Origin of the sequence: Massilia phyllosphaerae (assembly GCF_034659755.1) — a bacterium.
In the GTDB taxonomy this organism is placed as follows: domain Bacteria; phylum Pseudomonadota; class Gammaproteobacteria; order Burkholderiales; family Burkholderiaceae_D; genus Telluria; species Telluria phyllosphaerae.
Genome location: NZ_JAXSQX010000004.1, coordinates 121791 through 143676, shown reverse-complemented (window position 1 = coordinate 143676; position 21886 = coordinate 121791). Strand labels below are relative to the sequence as shown.

The window sequence follows — 21886 nt, the reverse complement described above, 5'->3', positions numbered from 1 at the left end:
GATCAGCCCTCGCCCAGTTTCAGCAGCGACTGCTGCATCGATTTGATCCGGCCCAGCACCTCGACGTTGGTCTCGAATGCGCGCGAGGCGGACATCATGTCGGCCATTTCGGCCACTTCGTTGACGTTGGCGTAATACACCATGCCGTCGGCATCCGCCTTCGGATTGTCCGGCTCGTGCACGCGGCGCAGCGGCTCGCTGCTTTGCACCACGTCGAGCACCTGCACGCCGCCGCCGGCCTGGCCTTCGACCATGGCGGCGAACACGGGCTTGCGCGCGCGATAGGCTTCGGCTTCCGAGCCGGCCACGGCGTTGGCGTTGGCCAGGTTGCTGGCGATCGTGTTCAGGCGCACCGATTGCGCCGTCATCGCCGAACCGGCGATATTCGAGATGTCCTTGAAGCCCATGTTGAGTATCCTTTGTCGGCCGGGGTTACTGGCCGTTGATGGCCTTGGCCAGACCGCGCAGCTGCATGTTCACGAAGGTCAGGCTAGTCTGGAAATCGGAAGCGTTCTGCGAAAACGCGGCCTGCTCGACACCGATCTCGACGGTATTGCCGTCGGCGCTCGGGTGGAAGGGCACGCGGTACAGCGGATCGCCTTCGCCCAGACTCATCTCGCCATTCTCGGAATCGATGCGGTCCTGCAGCATCGCGCCGAAGTCGACGTCGCGGGCGGTGAAGCCGGGTGTGCTTTCGTTGGCAATGTTCGCCGCCAGCACCTTGGTGCGCTCCGCGCGCACCTGCAGCGCATCCGCGTGCACCCCGAGTGCATCCTTGAAATTAAACGTCATGGTCCGGAACCTCCGTTGTCCTGCAATGCAATGTGATTGGTTAAAATCGGATTTCTTTCTACTGCCGCTATTCTCTAATGATTGCTTTCTGTAAGGCAACCCTTGTCACGACGACACTTGTGCTGGCTTCGGGCTTATCAATTGCAGCACAGCAACCTTTATCGATACAAATCGAGCAAGCCGCCCGTGCCGAATTGGAAAGACAAATGGCGGCGTCGGGATTGACCGAACCGCAGGTCGAGGTGGCCGTCGTGACCACCCGCGCGGCGCCGGCATGCACCCAGAATGTCGCCATCGAGGCCCTGGATACCCGTTCTCCCCTGCGGATGCGCTTCCTGGCGCGTTGCAACGACACGCCCGGATGGCGGTACGAGTATGTGGTCCGCGCGCGCCTGACGGCCATGGTGGCGGTCGCTGCGGCCCCGGTCGCGGCCAACGAGGCATTGACCGATGCACAAGTCACGATCGAGCGCCGTGATATTTCCAACATTGCCGATCCGATCACGACACCTGAAGATGCTGTCGGACAAATGTCACGCCGTATGTTGCGCCCAGGAGACATTTTGCGTGGCGGCCAGCTCAGCAGTCCCGTGATGGTCAAGCGCGGCGACGCCGTGACCATGATCGCGCGCCGCGACGGCATTGAAGTCAGCAGCGCCGGCGAGGCGCTGGATGCCGGTGCGCGCGGCGCCATGGTGCGTGTACGGAATGCCAACAGCGGGCAGGTGGTGCGCATGCGGGTGGCCGGTCCGGGTATGGTCGAACCGGTCGGCAACTAATAGATAGGGGCGTTCGGTAAGGGAGTGCGGTACCGTCAGCTGCCGACGCCCTGCAGCTTGCCGGCCAGGCGCGACAGCTTGGCCGCGTACGACGGGTCGGTGGCGTAGCCGCCCTTGGCCAGGCCAGACGCGAACGCACGGGCATCGCTGCCGGTGCCGAGCGCGCCGCGGAAGCGCGGATTATCGATCAGCATCTGCGCATAGTCGCGGAAGGCGCTGGCCTGGTCCGGATAGGCGCGGAAGCGTGCACTGGTCTTGACCGCCGCCCCGCCCACGTATTCGGTGGTGCTGTTGTCGGCGACGTCGCCTTTCCAGCTGCTGCCGGCCTTGATGCCGAACAGGTTGTGGGTCGAGCTGCCATCGGCATTCTTCAGCGGGCGCCGGCCCCAGCCCGATTCCAGGGCGGCGTGCGCCGACACCAGTTCCGGCGCCACGCCAAGCTTGTCGGCCGCTTCGCGCGCCCACGGCGCGATACTCTCGAGGAAGGCCTGCTGGTCGGGCGAGGCGCTGCCGTCGCCGTCGCCGACGATGGCATTCGCGGCGCCGGCTTCGCTGGCGCGCGCCGCCCACATGCGGCCTTCCGCGCTCAGGGTGGCGCTGCTGGTCCAGTCGCCGCCGCCGTTCTGGATGAAGGCGGCGACTTCGCCCTGTACCTGGCCGAACACGCCGCCGAAGTTGGCCCCCCCGTTACCGCCGCCGTTGCCGATGGCAGCGGCAGGGCGGGTGGCGGCGGTCGGCGCCAGCGCCGGGATCGCGGTCGTGAATTCAGCGTGGCGCATAGGTCTGGTCCTCGCCATGCATCAGGCGCTGCATCACCGAATGCTGTTCCGCCATCAGGTTGGTATTGCGGGTGGTGGCGCGCTTGCAGTCGCGCACCAGCTGCTCCAGCTGGTCCCAGGCGGCGCTGGCACCGCCGCGCTGGGCGGCGGGCAGGCTGCTGAACAGATGCTCCATGCCGGCCTGCTGGCCGAACAGGGCGCGCACCAGCTGCACGCGCTGCTGGCGGCGCTGTTCCATGGTGTCCAGCTGTGGCGTCAGTTCGCCGGCCAGCGTCGCCAGTTCGGCGCCGCGGTGGCGCAGCGCGGCCTGGAACTGGCGTTCCAGTACGTCGCGGATGGCGGTGCAGGCGCGGATGTCGTCCTGGATGCCGTCCAGCAGGCGCGCCAGCGCCTGGTCGCGGGTCATGCGGCTCATGCGTTACCCCTGGCTGCCATGGAAGCGCTGGATCAAGCCTGCCAGGCGGCCGGCGTCGAACGGCAGCTGGCCCTTGGCCAGGGCGTCGCGCAGCTCGGCCACGCGGGCGGCGTCGAAGTCGGGCAGGGCGCGCAGTGCGCCCTGGGCCGGTTGCAGCACCGCCGATTCGAGCGGCGATGATGATTCGGCCGCCGGGGCCGACACCGACACCGAAGCGGATACGGCAGCGGCGCCGGCTTGCGGCGTGATGGAGATGGAAGGAGTCGAGACGCCTGTGATCTTCATGCGTTGTCCTCTGGATTTCGATTGGATCGTCATGGTTTCTTCGCCATTTGGCTGCGCAGGTCCTGGAGCGCTTCTTCACCCGGTTTGCTGACCGTGACGTCCTGCGTCAGCGATTCGGTCGGGCCCGGCGTGCCGAACATCGCCTTCACGCTGGCGGCCTGGGCACTGGTCAGGATCAGGAGTTCGATGCGGCGGTTCGCCGCCGCCGCCGGCTTGGCGACATCGAGTGGCGCGCGGTCGGCCATGCCGACCACTTGCAGCACGCTTTCGGTGCGCATCCCGCCACTCAGCAGTTCACCGCGCGCAGCCAATGCGCGGTTGACCGACAGGCTGGTATTCGAATAGCCCATCGGACCTTTGTAAGTGTACTGCAAGGAATCAGTGTGGCCCACAATCAACATCTGATTTTCCATTTTTTCGAATAATGGCGCCATCGCACGCAACAGTTTTCCGAATTTCGTGGTCGGCAACGGGCTGCCGCGCTCGAACATGCCCTGGCGGTCGGTGTCGTGCAACATCACGCGCAAGCCGTTCGGCGTGACCACCGTGGCAAGATTCGATGACAAGCCGGCATCGACGCTCATTTGCTGCAGCGCCCGCGCCAGGGCCGCCAGTTCGGACGCCGATTCGTACTTGGTGCGGACGGCGTCCTGCTTGCCCGCGTTCGGCCCTTCGCTGCCCCCGTTACTCTTTGGCATCTCGAAGCGTTCGATCATGCTGCCGCTCGGGTTGCTGGCAAGCTCGGGCTTGCTGCCGCTACCTTCGATCATGCCGCTGGCCATGTTGTCGCGCACGATTTTCTTGGCCTTGGCCGCATCTTGCGAGGCGATCAGCCACAGCACCAGGAACAGTGCCATCAAGGCCATGCAGAAGTCGGCGAACGCCACTTTCCAGGCGCCGCCGTGCTCGTCGTCGTGGTGCTTGCCGCCGCCGCGCTTGACGATGGTTTCGCCGTGGTGGTCGCCGCCGCCGCCTTTTTTATTTGCTTGCACTGGGAGCTCCGTTACGCTTTACGCTTGGCGCCGCCGGCGTCTTCGCCGTCGGCCATGGCGTTCAGCCAGGCTTCCAGCTGGGCGAAGCTGGGCTTGGTGTTCAGCTGGATCAGGCGGCGCCCGGCGTCGATCGCCAGCAGCGGCGGCTTGCCGGCCACGTGGGTCACCAGCACGACCTTCACCGTTTCCATGGTCGAGGCTTCGGAATTGACCAGCTGCTTCATCATGCCGGAAATCGGATCGAGCACGCCGTAGCAGAAGAAAATGCCGATGAAGGTACCGACCATGGCCGCGCCGATGTGTTCCGCGATCTCGGCGGTCTCGGCGCCTTCGCCGACCGAGTTCATGGTGATCACGATGCCCAGCACCGCGGCCAGGATGCCGAAGCCCGGCATGCCTTCCGCCACTTTATGCAGCGACTTGGCCGGCTGGCTCAGCTCTTCGTGGATGGCTTCCAATTCCTGCTCGAGCACGCCTTCCAGTTCGTGGGCGTTGATCTTGCCCATCGCCATCAGGCGGAAGTTGTCGACGATGAAGGCGAGCAGTTTCGGCTCTTCCAGGATCAGCGGGTAGCGCTGGAACATCGGGCTTTCCTTGGGTGCCTCGACGTGGGCGTCGAGCGCCTTCAGGCCGCCGGCGGCGGTCTGCAGCAGTTCGTACATCAGCAGCAGCAACTGGCGCTGGAATTCCGAATCGTGCTTGTGCTTGCCCGCGACCTTTTTCATCTGGCCGAGCATCTCGACCAGCACGTGCTTGGGGTTGGCCAGTACCAGCGCGCCGAGCGCGGCGCCGCAGATGACGATCAGTTCGTTGGGCTGCCAGATGGCGATGGCGGTGCCGCCCATCAGCATGTAGCCGCCGAACACGGTGCCCAGCACGATGAGAATGCCTAAGATTTGCATGATGTTGTTACCTTTATTGTTGGTCGTGCAGCATTCAGGCCTGGGCCAGTGCGGCTTTCATCTTGGCCAGCGCGCTCTTGTTGAGCTGGCAGACGCGGGCATCGGACAGGTCGAGCACGGCGGCGATTTCCTTGTAGCTGAGCTCGAACTCGTAAATCATCTGGATCACGCGCTGCTCGCGCTCGTTGAGGGCGGCCAGTGCATGTTCCAGGCTGCGCCGCACCGCATACTGCTCTTCCGGACCCGGCGCGTGGCTGGCGCGCTCGGTGCTTTCCTGCAGCACGTCGTCGAAGCTGAGCAGTTCCTCGGCGACGTCGTCGAGCAGGAACTGGCGCCACTCGTCCTGGCTGATGCCGAGCGCGTCGGCCGCTTCCTTGTCGTTCGGCTCGCGGCCGAGCTTGCGGGTGAGGGCGCGCACGGCGTCGCGCATCTTGTGGCTGTCCTGGCGCACGGCGCGCGGCCGCCAGTCCTGGCGCCGCAGCTCGTCGAGGATGGCGCCGCGCACGCGCAGCGACGCGTAGCTGGCGAAGCCGGTGTCGGGCGTGCCGTAGCGGCGCAAGGCCTCGAGCAGGCCCATCAGCCCGATCTGTTCCATGTCTTCGCGTCCCATCGCACCGGAAACCTGCGAGTTCAGCTGGCGTGCAATGCGTTTCACCAGGGGCGCATAAGCGACCAGGTGGCGCTGTTCGTCCTTCGCGCTCATCGCCGCGTGGTGGGCGGCGCCGGCGTATTCGGTACTGGCGTAGCTGTCGGCGTAGTCGGTCATGTAACCCACGATATCCCCGGTGTCATTCGATGATGAGCTTGCCGATCATGACTTCGGCGAACGGTTTTTCGGCGTGTTCGTGCTCGTAGTTGGCATCGAACGCGTGGTTCAGCTTTTCGGCGTACTTGTCGACGCTCATGCTCGATGCCTCGGCCATGGTGTAGCTCGACAGCGTGCGCACCGCCAGGCTGCGGATCAGCGGCAGGTTTTCCTTGGTTTCCTTTTCCTTGGCGTGCTCGGTGGCCAGCACCAGGTCGGTCGACAGGTAGTGCGACTCGGTTTCGTTGGGGCCGCGGCGCAGCATGACGATCACCTTGTCGAGGGTGACGTACTTCATCGGCTTGGCCTCTTTCTTTTCCGCTTCGGCTTTCTTTTCCTGGCCCGCGGCCGCGGCCGCCGCCGGCTGGGGCATGAACCCCCCCCCGGCGCCGCCGGCGCCGGCGGCGCTGATGATCACGGCGCCGACGATGGCCAAAATCGTTTTCTTGTTCATTGTGCTTGTACTTGTACTTGTGTCGTATCTGCTGAGGGTGGGCTATCAGGCGTCGCGTGCGCCGAGAGAAAACGCCGACCCGGCATGGTTGGCCTCGGCCAGTGCGCGGCCGGGTTCGTCCTGCTCGCGGCCCGGCTGGCGGCCGCGGCCCTGCTGTTGCTGCTGCTGCGGATCGCCGAACGGGGACGCGCCGCTGTTCTTCGGTGTCGGGGTCACGGACACCGCGACGTCGGTGTACTGGCGCTGGGCCAGGTCGTTGCGCAGGTTGTCGCTGACGGTCTGCAGCTGGCGCAGTACTTCGCCGTTGCTGGCGGAGATGTTCACTTCCAGCGTGCCGTTGCTGTGACGGATCGCGATGTCGATCCGGCCCAGCTGGGGCGGCTCGAGGCGGATCACGGCCTGCTCCACGTTCTTCCCGACCTGCACCTGAAGGCGGTCGCCGAGGGCTTCCTGCAGGCTCTGGCGCCACGCGGTCGGCGGACCGGCCAGCTTGACCGTATCGGCGCCCGGCTGGGCGCCGGCGGGCGCGGCGACGGCGACCTGCGGCGTCGCGGTGGCGGTGCCAGCTGTCACGGTACGCTCGGCGGCGCCATCCTGGCGGGCATCGCTATCGGCGCCGGCATTGGCGCCGGCATGGCTGCCCGCCTGGCCGGCGGCGGCCTGGATGGCGAAGCGTACGGCGCCGTCGTCCTGGAGCGCGGCCTGGGTGGTTTGCGCCGGCAGCTGGGCCAGTGCGATGTCGGCACGGCGGCCGCCATCCTGGCCGGCCGCGCCCAGGCCCGGCACGGCGCCGCTGCCGGCGCCGACGGCCTGGCCGGCGGGCTTGCGCTCGCCGCCGGCGGCGCTGCCCGCGGCCATGTCGCCGCCCTGGGCGACCTGCACCGCCTGCGCGATCTGCATCGGCGTCAGCGGCATCAGCGGCATGGCCATCGCGGCCAGCAGCGTGTTGTCCTGGGCGCCGGCGCCGGCGCCGTCGTCGCCTTCGGCGGCCGGGAGGATGTCGGCGGCGGGTACCCCCGCATCCGCGCCGGTGATTGCCGTGCCGGACTGGACATCCGCCGGCGCCGCGGCCTGCAGGGCTTGCGACAATGCGGCGAAGGCATTCCCCGGCAGGACCGGCAGGGACGGCAGCGCGGCGGCGCCGTCGGCCTGGTCGAGCCATTGCGCAAACGGCGCGGCGGCCGGGGCCGGGGCCGGCGCGGTGGCGGTGGCGGCCGGCTGCTGGCCGGCGCCGGTGGCGACGCTTTGCGCTGCCTGCACGGCGGCGTCGCCGCCGGCCGCGGCCGGTGCCTGTGCCGTCGAGGCGGCGGTGTTGACTAAGGTGGACATCATGCTCATCCCTGGCTCATGCCTGATTCGGTGTCGCTGTGCATCGCATACGCGGCCCAGCCGTCTTTGTTGTTACGAAGTTGCTCCAGGCGGGCTGCCAGCGCGCCGGAGGCCACGGCGGTGGCCTCGAGGGCGGCGTCGTGGGCCGTGCGCAGGCGCTGCAGGGCCTGGCGCTCGGCCGCGCTCCACGGACCGCGTGCGGCCAGCGCCTGCAATTGCGGCGCCAGCGCGTTCACGTGTTCCCCGAGCCGCGCCCAGTCGGCGCCGGCGGCGGCGGTGCGCAGCGCGTCGCCCATGCGCAGCAGCTGGGCCTGGCGCAGCTCAGCCATTGCGCGCCTGGACGCCATGCCAGCCCTGGCGGATCGTGGTCATGATCTTCACGACTTCGTCGATCATGGCCGGGTCCTGCTTGATGCCGGCGCCATGCAGGTGGCGCGCGCAGAAGTCATACAGGTTGGCCAGGTTGGCCACGACCTGGCCGCCGCTCTCGAAATCGAGGGAGCTGGACAGGCCGTTGATGATGTCGACGCACTTGTTGATGCTGGCCGCGCGCGGCTCGTAGCGCTTGGCGACGATGTGGGCGCGCGCGCGCGCCAGTTCGTCGAGCAGGCCGTCGGTCAGCAGCAGGACGAGTTCGATGGGCGAGGCGCGCGAGGTCTGCGCATCCAGGCTGGTGGAGTGATAGCTGGCGTAGGCTTCTTGATAGGACATGGTTGCTCTCTCAGGACTTGTCGCTGCTGAACAGTGCGTCGAACATGGAAAGGTTGGAGTTCATCGTCGACTGCAGCGCTTGCAGGTCGGTGTATTGCTTCAGGTAGCGCGAGTAGGCCGAGTTGTACATCGTGTCGAGGTCGGCCTGGCGCTTGGTCAGGGTCGCCGACAGGGCGTTGTTGGCGTCGGTGCGCGTCTTGATCTGGCCGGTGGCGCTGTTGCTCCACTGGTTCAGGTAAGTGTTCAGGGAACCGGCGACGCCGCTCGGATTGCTGATGCTGGCCGAACCGAGCAGCTTGTCGAGGCCGGTCGGGTCGACCGCCAGCTGCTTGGTCAGGCGTGCCGAATCCAGGCTCAGCGAGCCGTCCCGGTTGGCGGTGATGCCGTAGCTGGCCAGCGAGGTGGCGCCGAGCGGGCGCATCAGCGACACCAGGCGGCTCTGCAGGGCCGAGACGCCGGCGTCGTGCGCGAAGGCGCCGGCGCTGACCTTGTTGGCCGGATCGCCGGCGTCGACCAGGCTGTCGATCGCGCTCTTGAGCTTGTTGTAGGCGTCGACGAAGGACTGCACGTTCTTGGTGGTGCCGTTGCTGTCGCCCGAGACCGTCAGCGTGACCGGCGTGCTGCCCGTGCTCTGGGCCTTGCTGACCGTGAACGACACGCCGTCGATGTTGGTGAAGGTGTTCGAGGACTGCTTGATCGCGGTGCCGTTCTCGCCGCCCAGCATGACGATCGCATCCTGGGCCGCGGTCACCATGGTGCGGTTGCTGGTGGCCAGGCCGGTCTGCAGGCTGGAACCGGTCGCGCCCGAGGGGTCGAGCGAGATGGTGTTGGCGACGCCGGTGTTCTTCGAGGTCAGCACCAGGCGGGTCTCGGTGCCGATGGTGACCACGCCTGCCGATACCTGGCCGGCATTGCCGGAGGAACGGTTGATCGCGGATGCCAGTTCGCGCACGCTCAGCACGCCGTCCTTGTCGGTGTCGGCATTCGCGGCAGACAGGTCGACGTCGAAGGTGAGCGGGGTGGCGGTGGTCGAGTTCTCGTCCTGCAGCTTGACCTTCAGCGTGCCGCCGAGGGTGGCGCCATCGGCCAGGCCGTTGTACGAGACCTGGCCGGCGGTCGCGACCTGCTTCACGAACAGGCTGTAGGTGCCGGAGGCGGCGCTCGACTTGGCGCTGGCGCTGGCGATGCTGGTGTCGGACAGGGTGGCGCTCTGCGCCAGCACCGACTTGCCCAGGCCGGTCAGCGTGCTCAGGCTGCCCTGGAAGGCGGAGATGGCCGAGCTCAGGGTCGACAGCGCCTTGGCGGTCGCGGTCGTGGTCGTGGTGTCGGTCTGGATCTTGGCCTGCAGGGTCGCGGTGGACTTTTCCGCCAGCGCCTGCGCGGTGGTGGTCGGGTCGTAAGCCGGTGCGGTAATCGTTGATGCCATGTCTGTTCCTTTGGTTAGTCGGCCCGTCCGGCCAGCCACGATTGCGTGGCGATTTCGTCTTCGCGCTTGCGCTGCGCGCGGTCCTGTTCGCGGGCGAACGCGGCTTCCTGCTGGGCCAGCACCTTGCCGAGCAGTTCGCGCCGGGTCCAGGCTTGCGTCAGCCTGCCCTGCGAGACCGCCATGTTGGCCTCGATCAGGTGCAGGTCGGTGCGGTGGGTGTCCGCCAGCGCGAACACGGCCTGCTTGTAGTTGCCGCAGTTGGCCGCCAGCACCGGCGACAGCGCGCCGGCGGATTGGCCCGATGCGCCGCTGCCGACAGCCAGTTCGGTCAACCGGTCGACGCTGTTCTGGAAGCGCACGCGCGTCGCTTCCTGCTTGGCGAGATCGGCCTGCAGGCGCTCGACTTCGGTGCTGCGCAGGCGCACCAGCGTGCCCAGGCTCTCGATCGTATTCATCTTGCTCATGCCATCATCGCTTTCAGCTGCTCGACCGACGGTGCCAGCGGCGCGTCTTCGCGCGTGCCCTGGCACAGGAAGGCTTCGATGTGCGGATGCAGCTTGACGGCGCGGTCGGTCTCCGGATCGGCGCCCGGCTGGTAGGCGCCGAGCGGGATCAGGTCGCGCACGCGCGCATGCTTGGCCATCGCCGCCTTCAGCTTGCGCGCGGCCTGCGCATGCTCGGGGCCGACCACCTGCGCCATGCAGCGGCTGATCGACTGGGCGACGTCGATCGCCGGGTAGTGGCCGCGCTCGGCCAGTTCGCGCGTCAGCACGATGTGGCCGTCGAGGATGGCGCGCGCGCTGTCGACGACCGGGTCCTGCTGGTCGTCGCCTTCGGCCAGCACCGTATAGATGGCACTCATGCTGCCGTTGGCGTTCTCGCCGTTGCCGGCCGATTCGCACAGCTGCGGCAGGTTCGAGAACACCGACGGCGGATAGCCGCGCGTGGCCGGCGGTTCGCCCAGCGACAGCGCCACTTCGCGCAACGCCATCGCATAGCGGGTCAGCGAATCGCACAGCAGCAGCACGTTCTGGCCGCGGTCGCGGAAGTGGGCCGCGATCGAGTGGCACATTTCGGTCGCCATGACGCGCATCATCGGCGATTCGTCGGCCGGCGCCACCACCACCACCGCGCGCTTCAGGCCTTCCGGTCCGAGCGACTTCTCGACGAATTCGCGCACCTCGCGGTTACGCTCGCCGATCAGGCCGACGACGATCACGTCGGCCACGGTCTGGCGCGTGATCAGGCCGAGCAGCACCGACTTGCCGACACCGGAACCGGCCATCAGGCCGACGCGCTGGCCCTTGCCGATCGTGAGCATCGAATTGATCGCGCGCACGCCGACGTCCAGCGGCTCTTCCACCGGCGCCTTGCGCAGCGGATTGACCTTGGGCGGCGTGGTCGACAGGGTCTGGTCGCCGCCGAGGCGGCCCAGGCCGTCGATCGGCTCACCCAGGCCGTTCACCATGCGGCCCATCCACGACGGGCCGATCTGGATGCTGGACGGGCCGGTGGCCGGCAGCACGCGCGCGCCGGTGACCAGGCCGTCCGCCTTCTTGAACGGCATCAGGTAGGTCACCTTGTCGCGGAAGCCCACCACCTGGGCGTCGAGCCAGCCGCCGTCGACGGTCTCGACGCGGCAGCGCTGGCCGGTGTGCAGCTTGCAGCCGACGCTTTCCAGCAGCAGGCCCTGCACCGCGACCAGGCGGCCGGTCGGCACCGCCACCGGCACCGCGCCGATGTCGAGCGAACGCAGGGTTTCGGCGAGCGTGCTCATTCGTCACCTTTCGGATCGGCGGCGCTCAAGCCCTCGCGCACCTGCTCCATGCAGGCGGCCAGGCGGTTCTGGCAGCCGGCATCGACTTCGTGGTCGCCGGCGCGCACGCGGCATTCGCCCGGCACCAGGCTCGGGTCGGCCATCAGGTTCCATTTCTTGGCACGCTTCGGATCGAGTTCCTGGATGCGCTTGAGTTCTTCCGGATTGAGCAGCACCTCGACCTCGTCGCGGGTCGGCGGCATGCCGGCCAGCGCCTCGTCGACCAGCGCCAGCATCTGCACCGGCTGCAGCGCCAGTTCGGCGCGGATCACCTGGCGCGCGATCTTGCCGACCAGGTCGACCACTTCGTTGCGCTGGGCATTGCGGTATTCGGTCTTCAGCTTCTTCAGGCCGCGCAGCATGGCGTCGACCGGCTTGAGCGCCGCCTCGATCTCGGCCAGCGCCTGCTGGCGGCCTTCCTCGTAGCCGCGCGCCAGTCCCTCGGCGTGGCCGGATTCCAGGCCCTCGGTGCGGCCCTGTTCGAGGCCGACGTCGTAGCCGTCGCGCTGGCCCTGGCGGAAGCCGTCGGCGACCGCGCCCTGCCAGTCCTCGCCCGCATTGGCCGAGGATGCCGTGGCGCCGCTCGCAGCGATGTACTGCGACAGCGGCGGGAAGTGATAAGGCCGGAACTGCTTCATTCCGCGGTCGCCTCGGCAAACAGCTGCACTTCGATCTCACCGTTGTCGACCAGCTCCTTGACCGAGGCCATGATCTCACGGCGGGTCTGCTCGATGCGCGACATCGGCACCGGGCCGGAACGGCGCATCAGGTCCTCGAAGCTCTGGGCCTGGCGCTTCGGCATCGCGCCCAGCAGGGCGTCGCGCAGGGCCGGCTCGGCACCCTTGAGTGCGATCGCCCACTGCTCCAGCGGGATCTCGTCGAGCAGGCGCGAGATGGTCTGCTCGGTCTGTTTCGACAGGATGAAGAAGTCGTACATCGACATCTCGATCTTCGAGACCACCTCCGGATCGTGGGCGCGCAGCAGCTCGACCATCGTGCCGCGGTTGGTCGGCAGGCGGTTCAGGATCTCGGCGGCCTGGCGCACGCCTTCGACCGTCGAGCTCTGGGTGTCGAGCGCGGACAGGCAGCGCTGCACCAGCTCTTCCAGCTCGGCCAGCAGGTCGCGGTCGATCTCTTCCAGGCGCGCCAGGTTCAGCAGCACCAGTTCGCGGCCTTCTTCCGGCAGCGCGTCGATGATCTGGCCGGCCAGCGCGGCCGGCAGGAAGGCCAGGAACACAGCCTGCATCTGCACGTGCTCGTTGGCGATGTATTCGGCCAGCCACTTGGGCGAGGCGTACTGCAGGCGCGCCATCATCGGGCGGATGGCGTCGCCATAGATCGTGTTCAGGACCGAGTTGGCGATCTCGCTGCCCAGCGCCAGGTCGAGCGAGCGCTTCAGGTAGCTGCGCGAGGCGCCGTGCAGGCCGCTTTGCTGGCGGTAGTCGTCGAAGAACTTCTGCGCCGCGTTCTTGACGGCGTCGACCTTGATGCCGCTCATCCGCGACATCACCTGGGTCAGCTCGATCAGTTCTTCGCGCTCGAGGCAGCGCAGGACCGCCGCGGCCGGCTCTTCGCCGATCGACAGCAGTACGATGGCGGCCTGTTCGACCGGAGTGAGAGCGACTTCCTGCATATCGTTACTGTTCAGTTCCGGCATTTTTCTTCTGCACCCATTGTTTGACCACTTCCGCGACCCGCTCCGGCTCCTTGCCTGCAAGGACCTTCAGATGGTCGACCATCACATCCACGGCCGAACCGGCCGGGGGCAAATCATAGTTTTCGAGCAGCGGCTGGACCGGCAGCGTGCCGCCCAGCGCCGGGGTGGCCGCCGCGCCACCGGCTGCCGCCGGGGCAGCCAGCGCACCGGCCGCCGCGCCGCCGGCCAGGGCCGGGGTGCCGGCCGCGCCCGCCAGTTGCGGGGCAGCGGCGCCTTGCGGCAGCACGCGCTGGGTCAGCGCACGCATCAGCGGACGCAGGACCAGGAACCAGCCCAGGATGGCGCCGATCGCGTACATCGCCCAACCGGTCATGTCGACCACGTTGTCGCGCTGCTGGTACCACGGCTCGATCGGGGCCGCTGCCGGGAAGCTCAGGGCCGACACCGCCAGCACGTCGCCGCGCTGGGTGTCGATGCCCAGGCCGCCGCGCAGGATCTTCTCGATGTTGGCGATCTCGGCCGGCGTCCAGCCGGTCTTCGGCGTGGCCGCCTTGGCGTTGTTCAGCACCACCGCCACCGACAGCTTCTTCAGGCGGCCGCGCGCGCGCTTGATCTGGGTGATGGCGCGGTCGTAGGCGTACTGGCGGGTGGTCGCGTTCTTGCGGTTGCTGCCGTCGTCCTGCTTGGGCGCGGCGTTCGGATCGGTGCCCGCCGCCGCCGCGCCGCCTTCCGGCGCCGCAGCGGCCGGCGGACGGTTCGACAGGGTGCCTGGCACGCCCAGCGCCATGCGGTTCCTGTCCATCTCTTCGCGCATCGCCTCGCTGGTCACCTTCGGGGCTTCGCCGTACTTCTCCTGGGTTTCCTCGATCTTGTCGTTGTCGACGTCGGCGGTTACGCTGACCTTGAAGTTGTCGGCACCCAGCACCGGGCCGAGCAGTTCGTTGACGTTGGTGCGCACCTCGTCCTGGAAGCGCTTGGCGGCGCTGTCGGCCTGGGCCGCGCCGTCGAAGCCTTCGCTCAGGTCGACGCGCGAGGACAGGTAGTTGCCGTTCTGGTCGACCAGCGATACGCGGCTAGGGGCCAGGCTGGCCACGCTGCCCGACACCAGGTTCACGATCGCCGCGATCTGTTCGTTGGACAGGGTGCGGCCCGGCTTCACCGCCACCACCACCGAGGCCGACGACTTGTCGCCGTCGCTGGCGACGAAGGAGGTCGACTTGGCGATCGCCAGGTGCACGCGTGCCGAGGCGATCGCATCCATGGTGAGGATCGATTGCGACAGCTCACCCTCCAGGCCGCGGCGGAAGCGCACGTCCTGCACGAACTGCGACACGCCCAGCGGGTCGTTCTTGTCCATCAGCTCGAGGCCGGCCGGCAGCTGCGCGGTCACGCCTTTGGCGGCCAGCAGCATGCGCACCTTGCCGAGCTGGGAAGAGGGCACCAGCACCTGGCCGGACTGCGGATGCACGCGGTAGGGCACGTGCTCGGCTTCGAGCACGCCCATCATGTCGGCGGCGGCGACCTTCTCGCTGGCGCCGAACACCGGCTTGTAGCTCGACTGGTCGTTCCACATGTAGAGCATCACCGCGGCGGTCACGCCGAGGGCGAGGACCAGCATCGGGGTCAGGTTCCTGGAGAACGCGGGTGGGAGCGCGAGGCGCTTGCCGGCGATGGCGGACTTTAATGCAGCGATCACGTTTCGATTCCTGGGTGATTAAGCTTGATCAATGAACTTGATCAAACTGGGAGCTTGAGCAGCTCGTCGACGGCGCCCATGACTTTATTGCGGACTTGCATCAGCATCGAAAAGGACAGGTTCGCCTGTTGCGACGACAGCATGGCGCCGACCAGGTCGTCGCTCTTGCCGCTGTCGACCGCGGCCATCTTGTCGCCGGCGACGCGCTGTTCCTGGTCGACGCCGGCGATCGCATCCTTCATGCTCTGCGTAAAGGACGAGCCGCCATTGGCATTCGCCTGGCCAAGCTGGGCAGCGTCGATCGACGGCGCCACCGCCAGGCGGCTGGCATCGTTGGTCAGTGCCGCCAGGTCGGCCCGGATCAGACCGGCAAGTTCAGTTCCCATCGTGTTCCCACTCCATGATCAAGTGATGTGTATTGGTAGGTGCGCGGTAGAAATTTGACAGTGTTGCTTAGTGTCACTACCGGTCAAAGTTAATTGCTTTGAAGAAATTGTTAAATCTGCAGGGGCGTGGCAGAAACCGGGTATCCTCGCCATGTGGAAGAAACAGCCACATGTATTTAGGTGACACTCAGTCAATTTCGAGAAATCTGCATCAGATGTGAGCATCTTACCGTACGGCAATGGCGAAATCAAAGCGGATTCGCAAACGACGCGACACAATTTAGCAGGTATAATTGTTGCCCAGGGGAATGAAAAGAAAGCATTCCCGATTAGTAAAATGTTAATTCTAAAATGCCGATCGTTAACACAGCCAACGCCGAACAGCATCCCGTGCTCGATCCCCGTCTCCTGGGGCGTCCGGTGCATCTGCTGCCCCAGTTTGCAGTCCGTCTGCAGGATGACCTCGAGGCCCTGATGCAGGGCAGCGCGCGCCGCTACTGGGCCGGCTGGCGCCTGGAAACCGTCGAATTCGGGCGTGCGCCGCAGCTCGACAGCCTGCGCTGGATGTCCGCGACCGGCCTTCTGGGGACGGTTTCGGTGGCATTTGACCGTGGTTTATTGCTGACACTGTTGGAACGGCGCTACGGTGGCCGTGGTGCCGGCGCAACTCAGCAGGGACAAAAAGAGCGTCAGGGCGAGCGCGTGACCGCCACCGAAGACCGTCTTAGCGTCGTACTGACGCAACAGATGATCGACGTGTTGTATGGACGCGTCGCTGTCAGTACGGCAATGGAAGTCGCGCCACAGCCGGTACCGGCGAATGCTGTTGCCACTGCGACCATGCCGGGAGCGACCAACTGGGCCGTGCGGGTCGTGGTGCGCGACGCCGCCGACGTCGCCGGCGAGTTCTGGATTGCGCCCGATCAAGCCTTGATGGCAACAATTCTGGGCAGCCTGCGCCCGGAGCAGCCGCGCCCGCGCGCTGCGCGTGGTCCCAGCGAACCGCTGGCGACTAAACTGCAGGTCAAGCTCGACGGCCGCCTGGTGAGCAAGGAAATCACCCTGGGCGCGCTGTTCGACTTGAAGGTGGGTGACGTCATCCCGGTCAGCATGGGCCGGGCCGACGTGTTGCTCGACGAAGCGCGGCTGTTCACCGCCGCGGTTGCCGAGAGCAAGGGAAAGCTGTGTTTAACCTCATTTGAAGATGCCGAGTAACCCAATATGAACCTGAACGATCAATTCGCCGGCGGCGACATCATCATCGACGACCTGGCCGACGACGCCGCTCCGGTGGCCACCGCGCCATCGGCGCGCCTGCCGCAAATGATGCGCCGCATCCCGGTGACCCTGACGCTGGAAGTGGGTTCGGCCCGCATCTCGCTGCAGGAACTGATGGCCATCGGCCCGGCCAGCGTGATTCCGCTCGACGCCCTGGCCGGCGAGCCGCTGGTGATCAAAGTGAACGGCGCCGCCATCGGCCGCGCCGAAGTGGTGGTCGCGGGCGAGCAGTACGGCCTGAAGGTCATCGACCTCGACGGCCTCAACCTGGACCTGATCGCACCATGACGTTCAAGCAGGGCGGCGCTGGTGTGCGCCGCTGGACGCCGGCCATTGCCGGCGTTTTCCTATTTGCCGCCGCTGGCAGCGTCTGGGCCGCCCCGGCCGGACAGGACGTCCTGCCCGGCATCATCCCCGGTTCCACCAGCGGCCTGACGGTCAAGTCGCAGATCCTGGTCCTGATGACCATCCTCGGGCTGCTGCCCGTGATGGTCATGATGATGACCAGCTTTACCCGCTTCGTGATTGTGCTGTCGCTGCTGCGCCAGGCCCTCGGCCTGCAGCAGGGCCTGCCCAACCGGATCATCACCGGGGTGGCGCTGATCCTGACCCTGCTGGTGATGCGTCCGGTCGGGCTGCAGGTCTGGAACCAAGCCTTCCTGCCCTACGACCAGGACAAGATCTCGCTGGAGACGGCCCTCAAGACGGCCGAGGTGCCGCTGTCGCGCTTCATGCTGGCCCAGACCAGCAAGACCGCGCTCAACCAGATCGCGCACCTGGCCGGCGAACCGGCGGACATGCAGCCGATGCAGCGCGCCTTCACGGTCAAGATGGCGGCCTTCGTGCTGTCCGAGCTGAAGAGCGCCTTCCAGATCGGCTGCATGCTGTTCATCCCGTTCCTGATCATCGACCTGGTGGTGTCGTCGGTGCTGATGGCGATGGGCATGATGATGCTGTCGCCCCTGGTGATCTCGCTGCCGTTCAAGCTGTTGCTGTTCGTGCTGGTCGACGGCTGGACCCTCACCGTCAACACGCTGGTCGGCAGCATTCACGGGTGGTGAGCCATGACGCCTGATATCGCTGTCGACATCGTCGTCGAGGCCCTGCAGCTGGTGATGCTGCTGGTAATGGTGCTGGTGGTGCCCGGCCTGATCGCCGGCATCATCGTCGCGCTGTTCCAGGCCGCGACCCAGATCAACGAACAAACCCTGAGCTTCCTGCCGCGCCTGCTGGTGACGCTGGTGGCGCTGGTCCTGGCCGGCCACTGGATGACGGGCAAGCTGATGGATTATTGCGTGTCCGTGTTCCAGCGCGCGGCCCAGCTGGTGGGCTGAGTGGATAGCTAGATGCTCGAAGTCGCAAACCTGCTGTTGCCGACCCTGATGGCGCTGTGGTGGCCGTTCTGCCGCATCATGGCGATGCTGTCGACCGCCCCCGTCATCGGCGAAGGCATGGTGCCGATTCCGGTGCGCGTGCTGCTGTCGGTGGTGCTGACCTTCCTGATGCTGCCGATTACCAAGGTGGCGGCGATGCCGGACCCGTTCTCTCTGGCCGGCGTGGTCGCGATGATCGAGCAGGCCGTGATCGGCGGCGTGATCGGGCTGGCGCTGCAGCTGACGATGGCGGTGGTGAGCATGCTGGGCTTCCTGGCCTCGAGCCAGATCGGCTTTTCGATGGCGCAGATGAACGACCCGGTCAACGGCCAGCAGTCGGACGTGGTGTCCGCGCTGCTCGGGCTGGTGGCGATGCTGGTGTTCTTCGCGATCGACGGCCACCTGGTGCTGGCCGGCGTGATGGGCCAGAGCTTCCGCGCCTGGCCGGTGGCCGGCGGCTTCGGGCCGTTGCTGCTGGAAACGGTGGCGCTGAACGTCGGCTGGGTGTTCTCGGCCGCGGTCCTGCTGGCGCTGCCGATCGTGTTTTCGACGCTGGTGGTGCAGATCGGTTTCGGTTTCCTGAACCGGGTGGCGCCGTCGCTGAACCTGTTCTCGCTCGGCTTTTCGCTGGTGACGCTGTTCGGCCTGATGATGCTGGTGCAGGTAGTGCGCTTCGTGCCCGAGCACTACGTGCAGATGACCAACCAGGTGCTGGAGATGCTCCAGCAGCAGATGAGGATGGCCCATGGCTGACAGTGGCAGCGGCGGCGACAAGACCGAAAAGGCCTCAGCCCAAAAGCTGAAAAAGGCGCGCGAGCAGGGGCAGGTGGTCCGTTCCAAGGACCTGGCCACGGCGGTCGGCATCCTGGCCAGCCTGAAGCTGTTCGTGTTCCTGCTGCCGGACTACCTGGAATCGTTCCGCGTGCTGTTCCGGCTGGTCTACGTGCCGCTCGGCGCGGCGGGCTCGATCGAGAACGCGCTGTCGGTGATATGGGGCAGCGCCGCGGCGCTGCTGGTCAAGATGGTGCTGCCGCTGCTGGGCGTGCCGCTGGCGATCGTGGTGTCGAGCATGGTGCCGGGCGGCTTCGTGGTCTCGGGCAGCAACCTGATGCCGCGCTTCGACCGCTTCTCGCCGGTGAAGAACCTGGGCCAGCTGGCATCCGGCAAGCACTGGACCACCTTCGCCAGCTCGGTGGCGAAGGCGGCCCTGCTGGCGACGGTGCTGGTGCACGTGGTGCGCTCGGCCGGCGGCGCCTGGGTCGAGCTGCAGCGCATGCCGCTGAGCGACGCGCTGCTGCACGGCGCCGGCATGATGTTCGACGGCCTGATGTCGCTGGTCGCGGTGTTCCTGATCTTCGCCGTGATCGACGTGCCGCTGCAGGCGTTCCTGTTCGCGCGCGGCCAGCGCATGAGCAAGCAGGAAGTGAAGGAAGAGTACAAGAGCTCCGAGGGCAAGCCCGAGGTGAAAGGGCGCATCCGCCAGCTGCAGCAACAGCTGGCACGGCGCAGCGTGAACAAGACCGTGCCGACGGCCGACGTGGTGATCGTCAACCCCGAGCACTATGCGGTGGCGCTGAAATACGATACGGACCGCGCCGAGGCGCCGTTCGTGGTGGCCAAGGGCGTCGACGAGATGGCCCTGTACATCCGCGCGGTAGCGGCCAAGCACAAGATCGAGACGGTCTCGCTGCCGCCGCTGGCGCGCGCCATCTACAACACCAGCCAGGTGCAGCAGCAGATTCCCGCCCAGTTGTACCAGGCGGTGTCGCAGGTGCTGAACTATGTGCTGCAATTGAATGCTTTCCGTGCAGGCCGGCGCCAGGCGCCCCCACGGTTCCCCAATGAAGTGGCCGTGCCGGCCCATTTGAGTGAGGTATCCGCTAAATGAACATGATTAACAGCCTGCTCGCTGAGCTGCGCCGTCTGAAGTACGGCACCCCGGCGTTCCTGCTGGCCATCCTGGCGATGATCATGCTGCCGCTGCCGCCGGTCCTGCTGGACGTGCTGTTTACCTTCAACATCGTGATGGCGCTGGTCGTCATCCTGGTCTCGGTGTCGTCGAAACGGCCGCTGGACTTCTCGGTCTTTCCGACCGTGATCCTCGGCACCACGCTGCTGCGCCTGGCGCTGAACGTGGCCTCGACCCGCGTGGTGCTGCTGCGCGGCCACGAGGGCACGCACGCGGCCGGCCAGGTGATCGAAGCCTTCGGCAACGTCGTCATCGGCGGCAATTTCGTGGTCGGCATGGTGGTCTTCGTGATCCTCATGATCATCAACTTCGTGGTGGTCACCAAGGGCGCGGAGCGGATCTCGGAAGTGTCGGCGCGTTTCACGCTGGACGCGCTGCCGGGCAAGCAGATGGCGATCGACGCCGACCTGAACGCGGGCCTGATCAACCAGGAAAAGGCGATCCAGCGGCGCAAGGACGTGGCCAACGAAGCCGACTTCTACGGCGCCATGGACGGCGCTTCGAAGTTCGTGCGCGGCGACGCCATCGCCTCGATCCTGATCCTCCTGATCAACATCATCGGCGGCGTCGCGATCGGCGCCCTGATGCACGACCTGTCGTTCGGCGAAGCCTTCAAGACCTACGCGCTGCTGACCATCGGCGACGGCCTGGTGGCCCAGATCCCGGCGCTGCTGCTGTCGGCCGCGGCAGCGATCCTGGTCACTCGCATCAGCGACTCGGGCGACTTCGAGCAGCAGGTCGGCGGCCAGCTGCTGGCGCAGCCGAACGTGCTGTTCTCGGCCGCCGGCGTGATGATCATCCTGGCCCTGGTGCCGGGCATGCCGTGGTTCTTCTTCATGGTGTTCGCGGCCGCCCTCGGCTACGTCGGCTGGAAGCTGACGCGCGAGATCAAGGCGCCGGACACCGCCGGCGTGGCCGCGATCGAGGCGGCGCTGCGCGACGACCGCGCGCCGGAACTCGACTGGCAGCAGCTTCCGGTGGTGCAGCCGATCGCGGTGGCGGTCGGCTACAAACTGGTGCACCTGCTCGACAAGGCGCAGGGTGAAACCCTCACCAAGCGCATCATGGGCGTGCGCCAGAGCCTGTCCGAACAAATGGGCCTGCTGCTCCCCGCCATCGGCGTGCGCGACGACCTGACGCTGCGCCCGAACCAGTACTCGATCGCGATCAACGGCACCGTGGTGGCGGAAGGCGAAGTGCAGCCCGACTGCCTGATGGCGATCGCCTCGCCCAACGTCTACGGCGAACTGGATGGCATCCCGGGCATCGAGCCGGCCTTCGGCATGGCCGTGACCTGGATCGAGGCGGACCAGAAGGCGCACGCGCTGGGGCAGGGCTACCAGGTGGTCGAGGTGGCGAGCGCGATCGCGACCCACACCTCGAAGGTCGCGCGCGACTACATGGCGGAGCTGTTCCGCCACGAAGACGTGCCGGCGATGCTGGACCGCCTGACGGCGCTGTCGCCCAAGCTGGCGGGCGCGCTCGACAAGGCGCTTACCCACACCCAGCTGCTGCGCGTGTTCCGTGTGCTGCTGGCCGAGAACGTGTCGTTGAAGGACATCGTGGTGATCGCCACCACGCTGCTGGACAGCTCGGAAACCACCAAGGATCCGATCCTGCTGGCGGCCGAGGTGCGCTGCGCGCTGCGCCGCCAGATCGTGTCCACGCTGTACGGCAAGAAGAAGGACATGCCGGCGTTTAACCTGTCCGGCGAACTGGAAAACATGCTGCTCGGGTCGCTGAACCAGGCACGCCAGGCCAATGGCGGCAAGGTCGCGCTGGACAACTACCCGATCGACCCGCAACTGCTGTCGCAGCTGCAGCTGAACATGCCGGTGGCGCGCGAGCAGATGAAGCAGCAGCACACGCCGCCGCTGCTGCTGGTGCTGCCGCAGATCCGTCCGCTGCTGGCACGCTACGCGCGCCTGTTCGCGCCGGGGCTGCACGTGCTGTCGTATAACGAGATCCCGGAAAACCGCGAAGTCTCGATCGTCGGCACCGTCGGTTGATCGGAGCCTGGTACCAACATGACGTAGGATGGG

The 21886-nt window shown here is 66.7% G+C and carries 27 protein-coding genes; 8 read left to right on the top strand and 19 right to left on the bottom strand.

Going from position 1 to position 21886, the window contains the following annotated elements; all coding sequences use genetic code 11:
• Nucleotides 1-2: 2 nt before the first annotated feature.
• Both flgC and flgB read right to left on the bottom strand, forming a co-directional pair.
• Nucleotides 3-407, bottom strand: a complete 405-nt coding sequence (gene flgC, locus U1H99_RS16620; RefSeq protein ID WP_141828259.1) for a flagellar basal body rod protein FlgC — start codon at nt 405-407, stop codon at nt 3-5.
• Nucleotides 408-432: 25 nt separating this feature from the next.
• Nucleotides 433-792: a flagellar basal body rod protein FlgB gene (gene flgB, locus U1H99_RS16615; protein WP_323142839.1), complete on the bottom strand. Its 360-nt coding sequence runs from the start codon at nt 790-792 to the stop codon at nt 433-435.
• 77 nt (nt 793-869) lie between these two features.
• Here flgB and flgA point away from each other — a divergent pair, with 77 nt between their 5' ends.
• Nucleotides 870-1571 (top strand): flagellar basal body P-ring formation chaperone FlgA, encoded by a 702-nt coding sequence (gene flgA, locus U1H99_RS16610; protein ID WP_323142838.1) that lies wholly within the window; start codon nt 870-872, stop codon nt 1569-1571.
• A 35-nt stretch (nt 1572-1606) separates the two neighbouring features.
• On the opposite strand, the gene U1H99_RS16605 is transcribed toward flgA, so the two are convergent.
• From U1H99_RS16605 to fliE, 17 genes are read right to left on the bottom strand one after another with little or no spacing between them, the layout of a single operon-like run.
• Nucleotides 1607-2350, bottom strand: coding sequence for a glycoside hydrolase family 73 protein (locus tag U1H99_RS16605; RefSeq protein WP_323142837.1), 744 nt, complete (start codon nt 2348-2350; stop codon nt 1607-1609).
• On the bottom strand, nt 2337-2765 hold the full coding sequence (gene flgN / locus U1H99_RS16600) for a flagellar export chaperone FlgN (protein WP_323142836.1): 429 nt from the start codon (nt 2763-2765) through the stop codon (nt 2337-2339). Before flgN ends, U1H99_RS16605 begins: the two co-directional genes overlap by 14 nt.
• A gap of 3 nt (nt 2766-2768) precedes the next feature.
• Nucleotides 2769-3050 carry a flagellar biosynthesis anti-sigma factor FlgM gene (gene flgM / locus U1H99_RS16595; RefSeq protein ID WP_323142835.1) on the bottom strand — a complete coding sequence of 94 codons (282 nt, stop codon included), beginning with the start codon at nt 3048-3050 and terminating at the stop codon, nt 2769-2771.
• A 29-nt stretch (nt 3051-3079) separates the two neighbouring features.
• On the bottom strand, nt 3080-4042 hold the full coding sequence (locus U1H99_RS16590; RefSeq protein ID WP_323142834.1) for a flagellar motor protein MotB: 963 nt from the start codon (nt 4040-4042) through the stop codon (nt 3080-3082).
• Between the two features lie 11 nt (nt 4043-4053).
• Nucleotides 4054-4947, bottom strand: coding sequence for a flagellar motor stator protein MotA (gene motA, locus U1H99_RS16585; protein WP_323143258.1), 894 nt, complete (start codon nt 4945-4947; stop codon nt 4054-4056).
• 31 nt (nt 4948-4978) lie between these two features.
• Nucleotides 4979-5710 (bottom strand): FliA/WhiG family RNA polymerase sigma factor, encoded by a 732-nt coding sequence (locus tag U1H99_RS16580; protein ID WP_323142833.1) that lies wholly within the window; start codon nt 5708-5710, stop codon nt 4979-4981.
• A gap of 22 nt (nt 5711-5732) precedes the next feature.
• A complete protein-coding gene (locus U1H99_RS16575) occupies nt 5733-6203 on the bottom strand; it encodes a flagellar basal body-associated FliL family protein (protein ID WP_323142832.1) in 471 nt (156 codons plus the stop codon).
• Nucleotides 6204-6248: 45 nt separating this feature from the next.
• Nucleotides 6249-7535 carry a flagellar hook-length control protein FliK gene (locus U1H99_RS16570; RefSeq protein WP_323142831.1) on the bottom strand — a complete coding sequence of 429 codons (1287 nt, stop codon included), beginning with the start codon at nt 7533-7535 and terminating at the stop codon, nt 6249-6251.
• 2 nt (nt 7536-7537) lie between these two features.
• Nucleotides 7538-7861 carry a hypothetical protein gene (locus U1H99_RS16565; protein ID WP_323142830.1) on the bottom strand — a complete coding sequence of 108 codons (324 nt, stop codon included), beginning with the start codon at nt 7859-7861 and terminating at the stop codon, nt 7538-7540.
• Nucleotides 7854-8243, bottom strand: a complete 390-nt coding sequence (fliS, locus tag U1H99_RS16560; RefSeq protein WP_323142829.1) for a flagellar export chaperone FliS — start codon at nt 8241-8243, stop codon at nt 7854-7856. Before fliS ends, U1H99_RS16565 begins: the two co-directional genes overlap by 8 nt.
• Nucleotides 8244-8253: 10 nt before the next feature.
• Complete coding sequence (gene fliD / locus U1H99_RS16555; RefSeq protein WP_323142828.1) at nt 8254-9669, bottom strand: flagellar filament capping protein FliD; 1416 nt, start codon at nt 9667-9669, stop codon at nt 8254-8256.
• Between the two features lie 14 nt (nt 9670-9683).
• Nucleotides 9684-10133, bottom strand: coding sequence for a flagellar FliJ family protein (locus U1H99_RS16550; protein WP_323142827.1), 450 nt, complete (start codon nt 10131-10133; stop codon nt 9684-9686).
• Nucleotides 10130-11446 carry a flagellar protein export ATPase FliI gene (gene fliI, locus U1H99_RS16545; RefSeq protein WP_323142826.1) on the bottom strand — a complete coding sequence of 439 codons (1317 nt, stop codon included), beginning with the start codon at nt 11444-11446 and terminating at the stop codon, nt 10130-10132. The genes U1H99_RS16550 and fliI overlap by 4 nt, the downstream gene beginning before the upstream one ends.
• On the bottom strand, nt 11443-12123 hold the full coding sequence (fliH, locus tag U1H99_RS16540; RefSeq protein ID WP_323142825.1) for a flagellar assembly protein FliH: 681 nt from the start codon (nt 12121-12123) through the stop codon (nt 11443-11445). Before fliH ends, fliI begins: the two co-directional genes overlap by 4 nt.
• The gene (locus tag U1H99_RS16535; RefSeq protein WP_141828275.1) at nt 12120-13142 is read right to left on the bottom strand and encodes a flagellar motor switch protein FliG; all 1023 of its coding nucleotides are present in this window, start codon (nt 13140-13142) and stop codon (nt 12120-12122) included. Before U1H99_RS16535 ends, fliH begins: the two co-directional genes overlap by 4 nt.
• On the bottom strand, nt 13123-14838 hold the full coding sequence (fliF, locus tag U1H99_RS16530; protein ID WP_375341622.1) for a flagellar basal-body MS-ring/collar protein FliF: 1716 nt from the start codon (nt 14836-14838) through the stop codon (nt 13123-13125). The genes U1H99_RS16535 and fliF overlap by 20 nt, the downstream gene beginning before the upstream one ends.
• Nucleotides 14839-14879: 41 nt before the next feature.
• Nucleotides 14880-15224 carry a flagellar hook-basal body complex protein FliE gene (gene fliE, locus U1H99_RS16525; protein ID WP_323142824.1) on the bottom strand — a complete coding sequence of 115 codons (345 nt, stop codon included), beginning with the start codon at nt 15222-15224 and terminating at the stop codon, nt 14880-14882.
• A 351-nt stretch (nt 15225-15575) separates the two neighbouring features.
• Here fliE and U1H99_RS16520 point away from each other — a divergent pair, with 351 nt between their 5' ends.
• Genes U1H99_RS16520 through U1H99_RS16490 form a run of 7 tightly spaced genes read left to right on the top strand, consistent with a single transcriptional unit; the run spans nt 15576 to nt 21853 of the window.
• Entirely contained in the window at nt 15576-16439 is an 864-nt protein-coding gene (locus U1H99_RS16520; protein ID WP_323142823.1) for a FliM/FliN family flagellar motor switch protein, read from the top strand.
• A gap of 6 nt (nt 16440-16445) precedes the next feature.
• Nucleotides 16446-16790, top strand: a complete 345-nt coding sequence (locus U1H99_RS16515; RefSeq protein WP_323142822.1) for a FliM/FliN family flagellar motor switch protein — start codon at nt 16446-16448, stop codon at nt 16788-16790.
• Nucleotides 16787-17563: a flagellar type III secretion system pore protein FliP gene (gene fliP / locus U1H99_RS16510; protein ID WP_323142821.1), complete on the top strand. Its 777-nt coding sequence runs from the start codon at nt 16787-16789 to the stop codon at nt 17561-17563. The genes U1H99_RS16515 and fliP overlap by 4 nt, the downstream gene beginning before the upstream one ends.
• 3 nt (nt 17564-17566) lie before the next feature.
• Nucleotides 17567-17836, top strand: coding sequence for a flagellar biosynthesis protein FliQ (gene fliQ, locus U1H99_RS16505; RefSeq protein ID WP_323142820.1), 270 nt, complete (start codon nt 17567-17569; stop codon nt 17834-17836).
• 12 nt (nt 17837-17848) lie between these two features.
• Nucleotides 17849-18628: a flagellar biosynthetic protein FliR gene (gene fliR / locus U1H99_RS16500; protein WP_323142819.1), complete on the top strand. Its 780-nt coding sequence runs from the start codon at nt 17849-17851 to the stop codon at nt 18626-18628.
• Nucleotides 18621-19763, top strand: a complete 1143-nt coding sequence (locus U1H99_RS16495; protein WP_323142818.1) for an EscU/YscU/HrcU family type III secretion system export apparatus switch protein — start codon at nt 18621-18623, stop codon at nt 19761-19763. Before fliR ends, U1H99_RS16495 begins: the two co-directional genes overlap by 8 nt.
• Entirely contained in the window at nt 19760-21853 is a 2094-nt protein-coding gene (locus U1H99_RS16490; protein WP_323142817.1) for a flagellar biosynthesis protein FlhA, read from the top strand. Before U1H99_RS16495 ends, U1H99_RS16490 begins: the two co-directional genes overlap by 4 nt.
• The last annotated feature ends 33 nt before the right edge of the window (nt 21854-21886 follow it).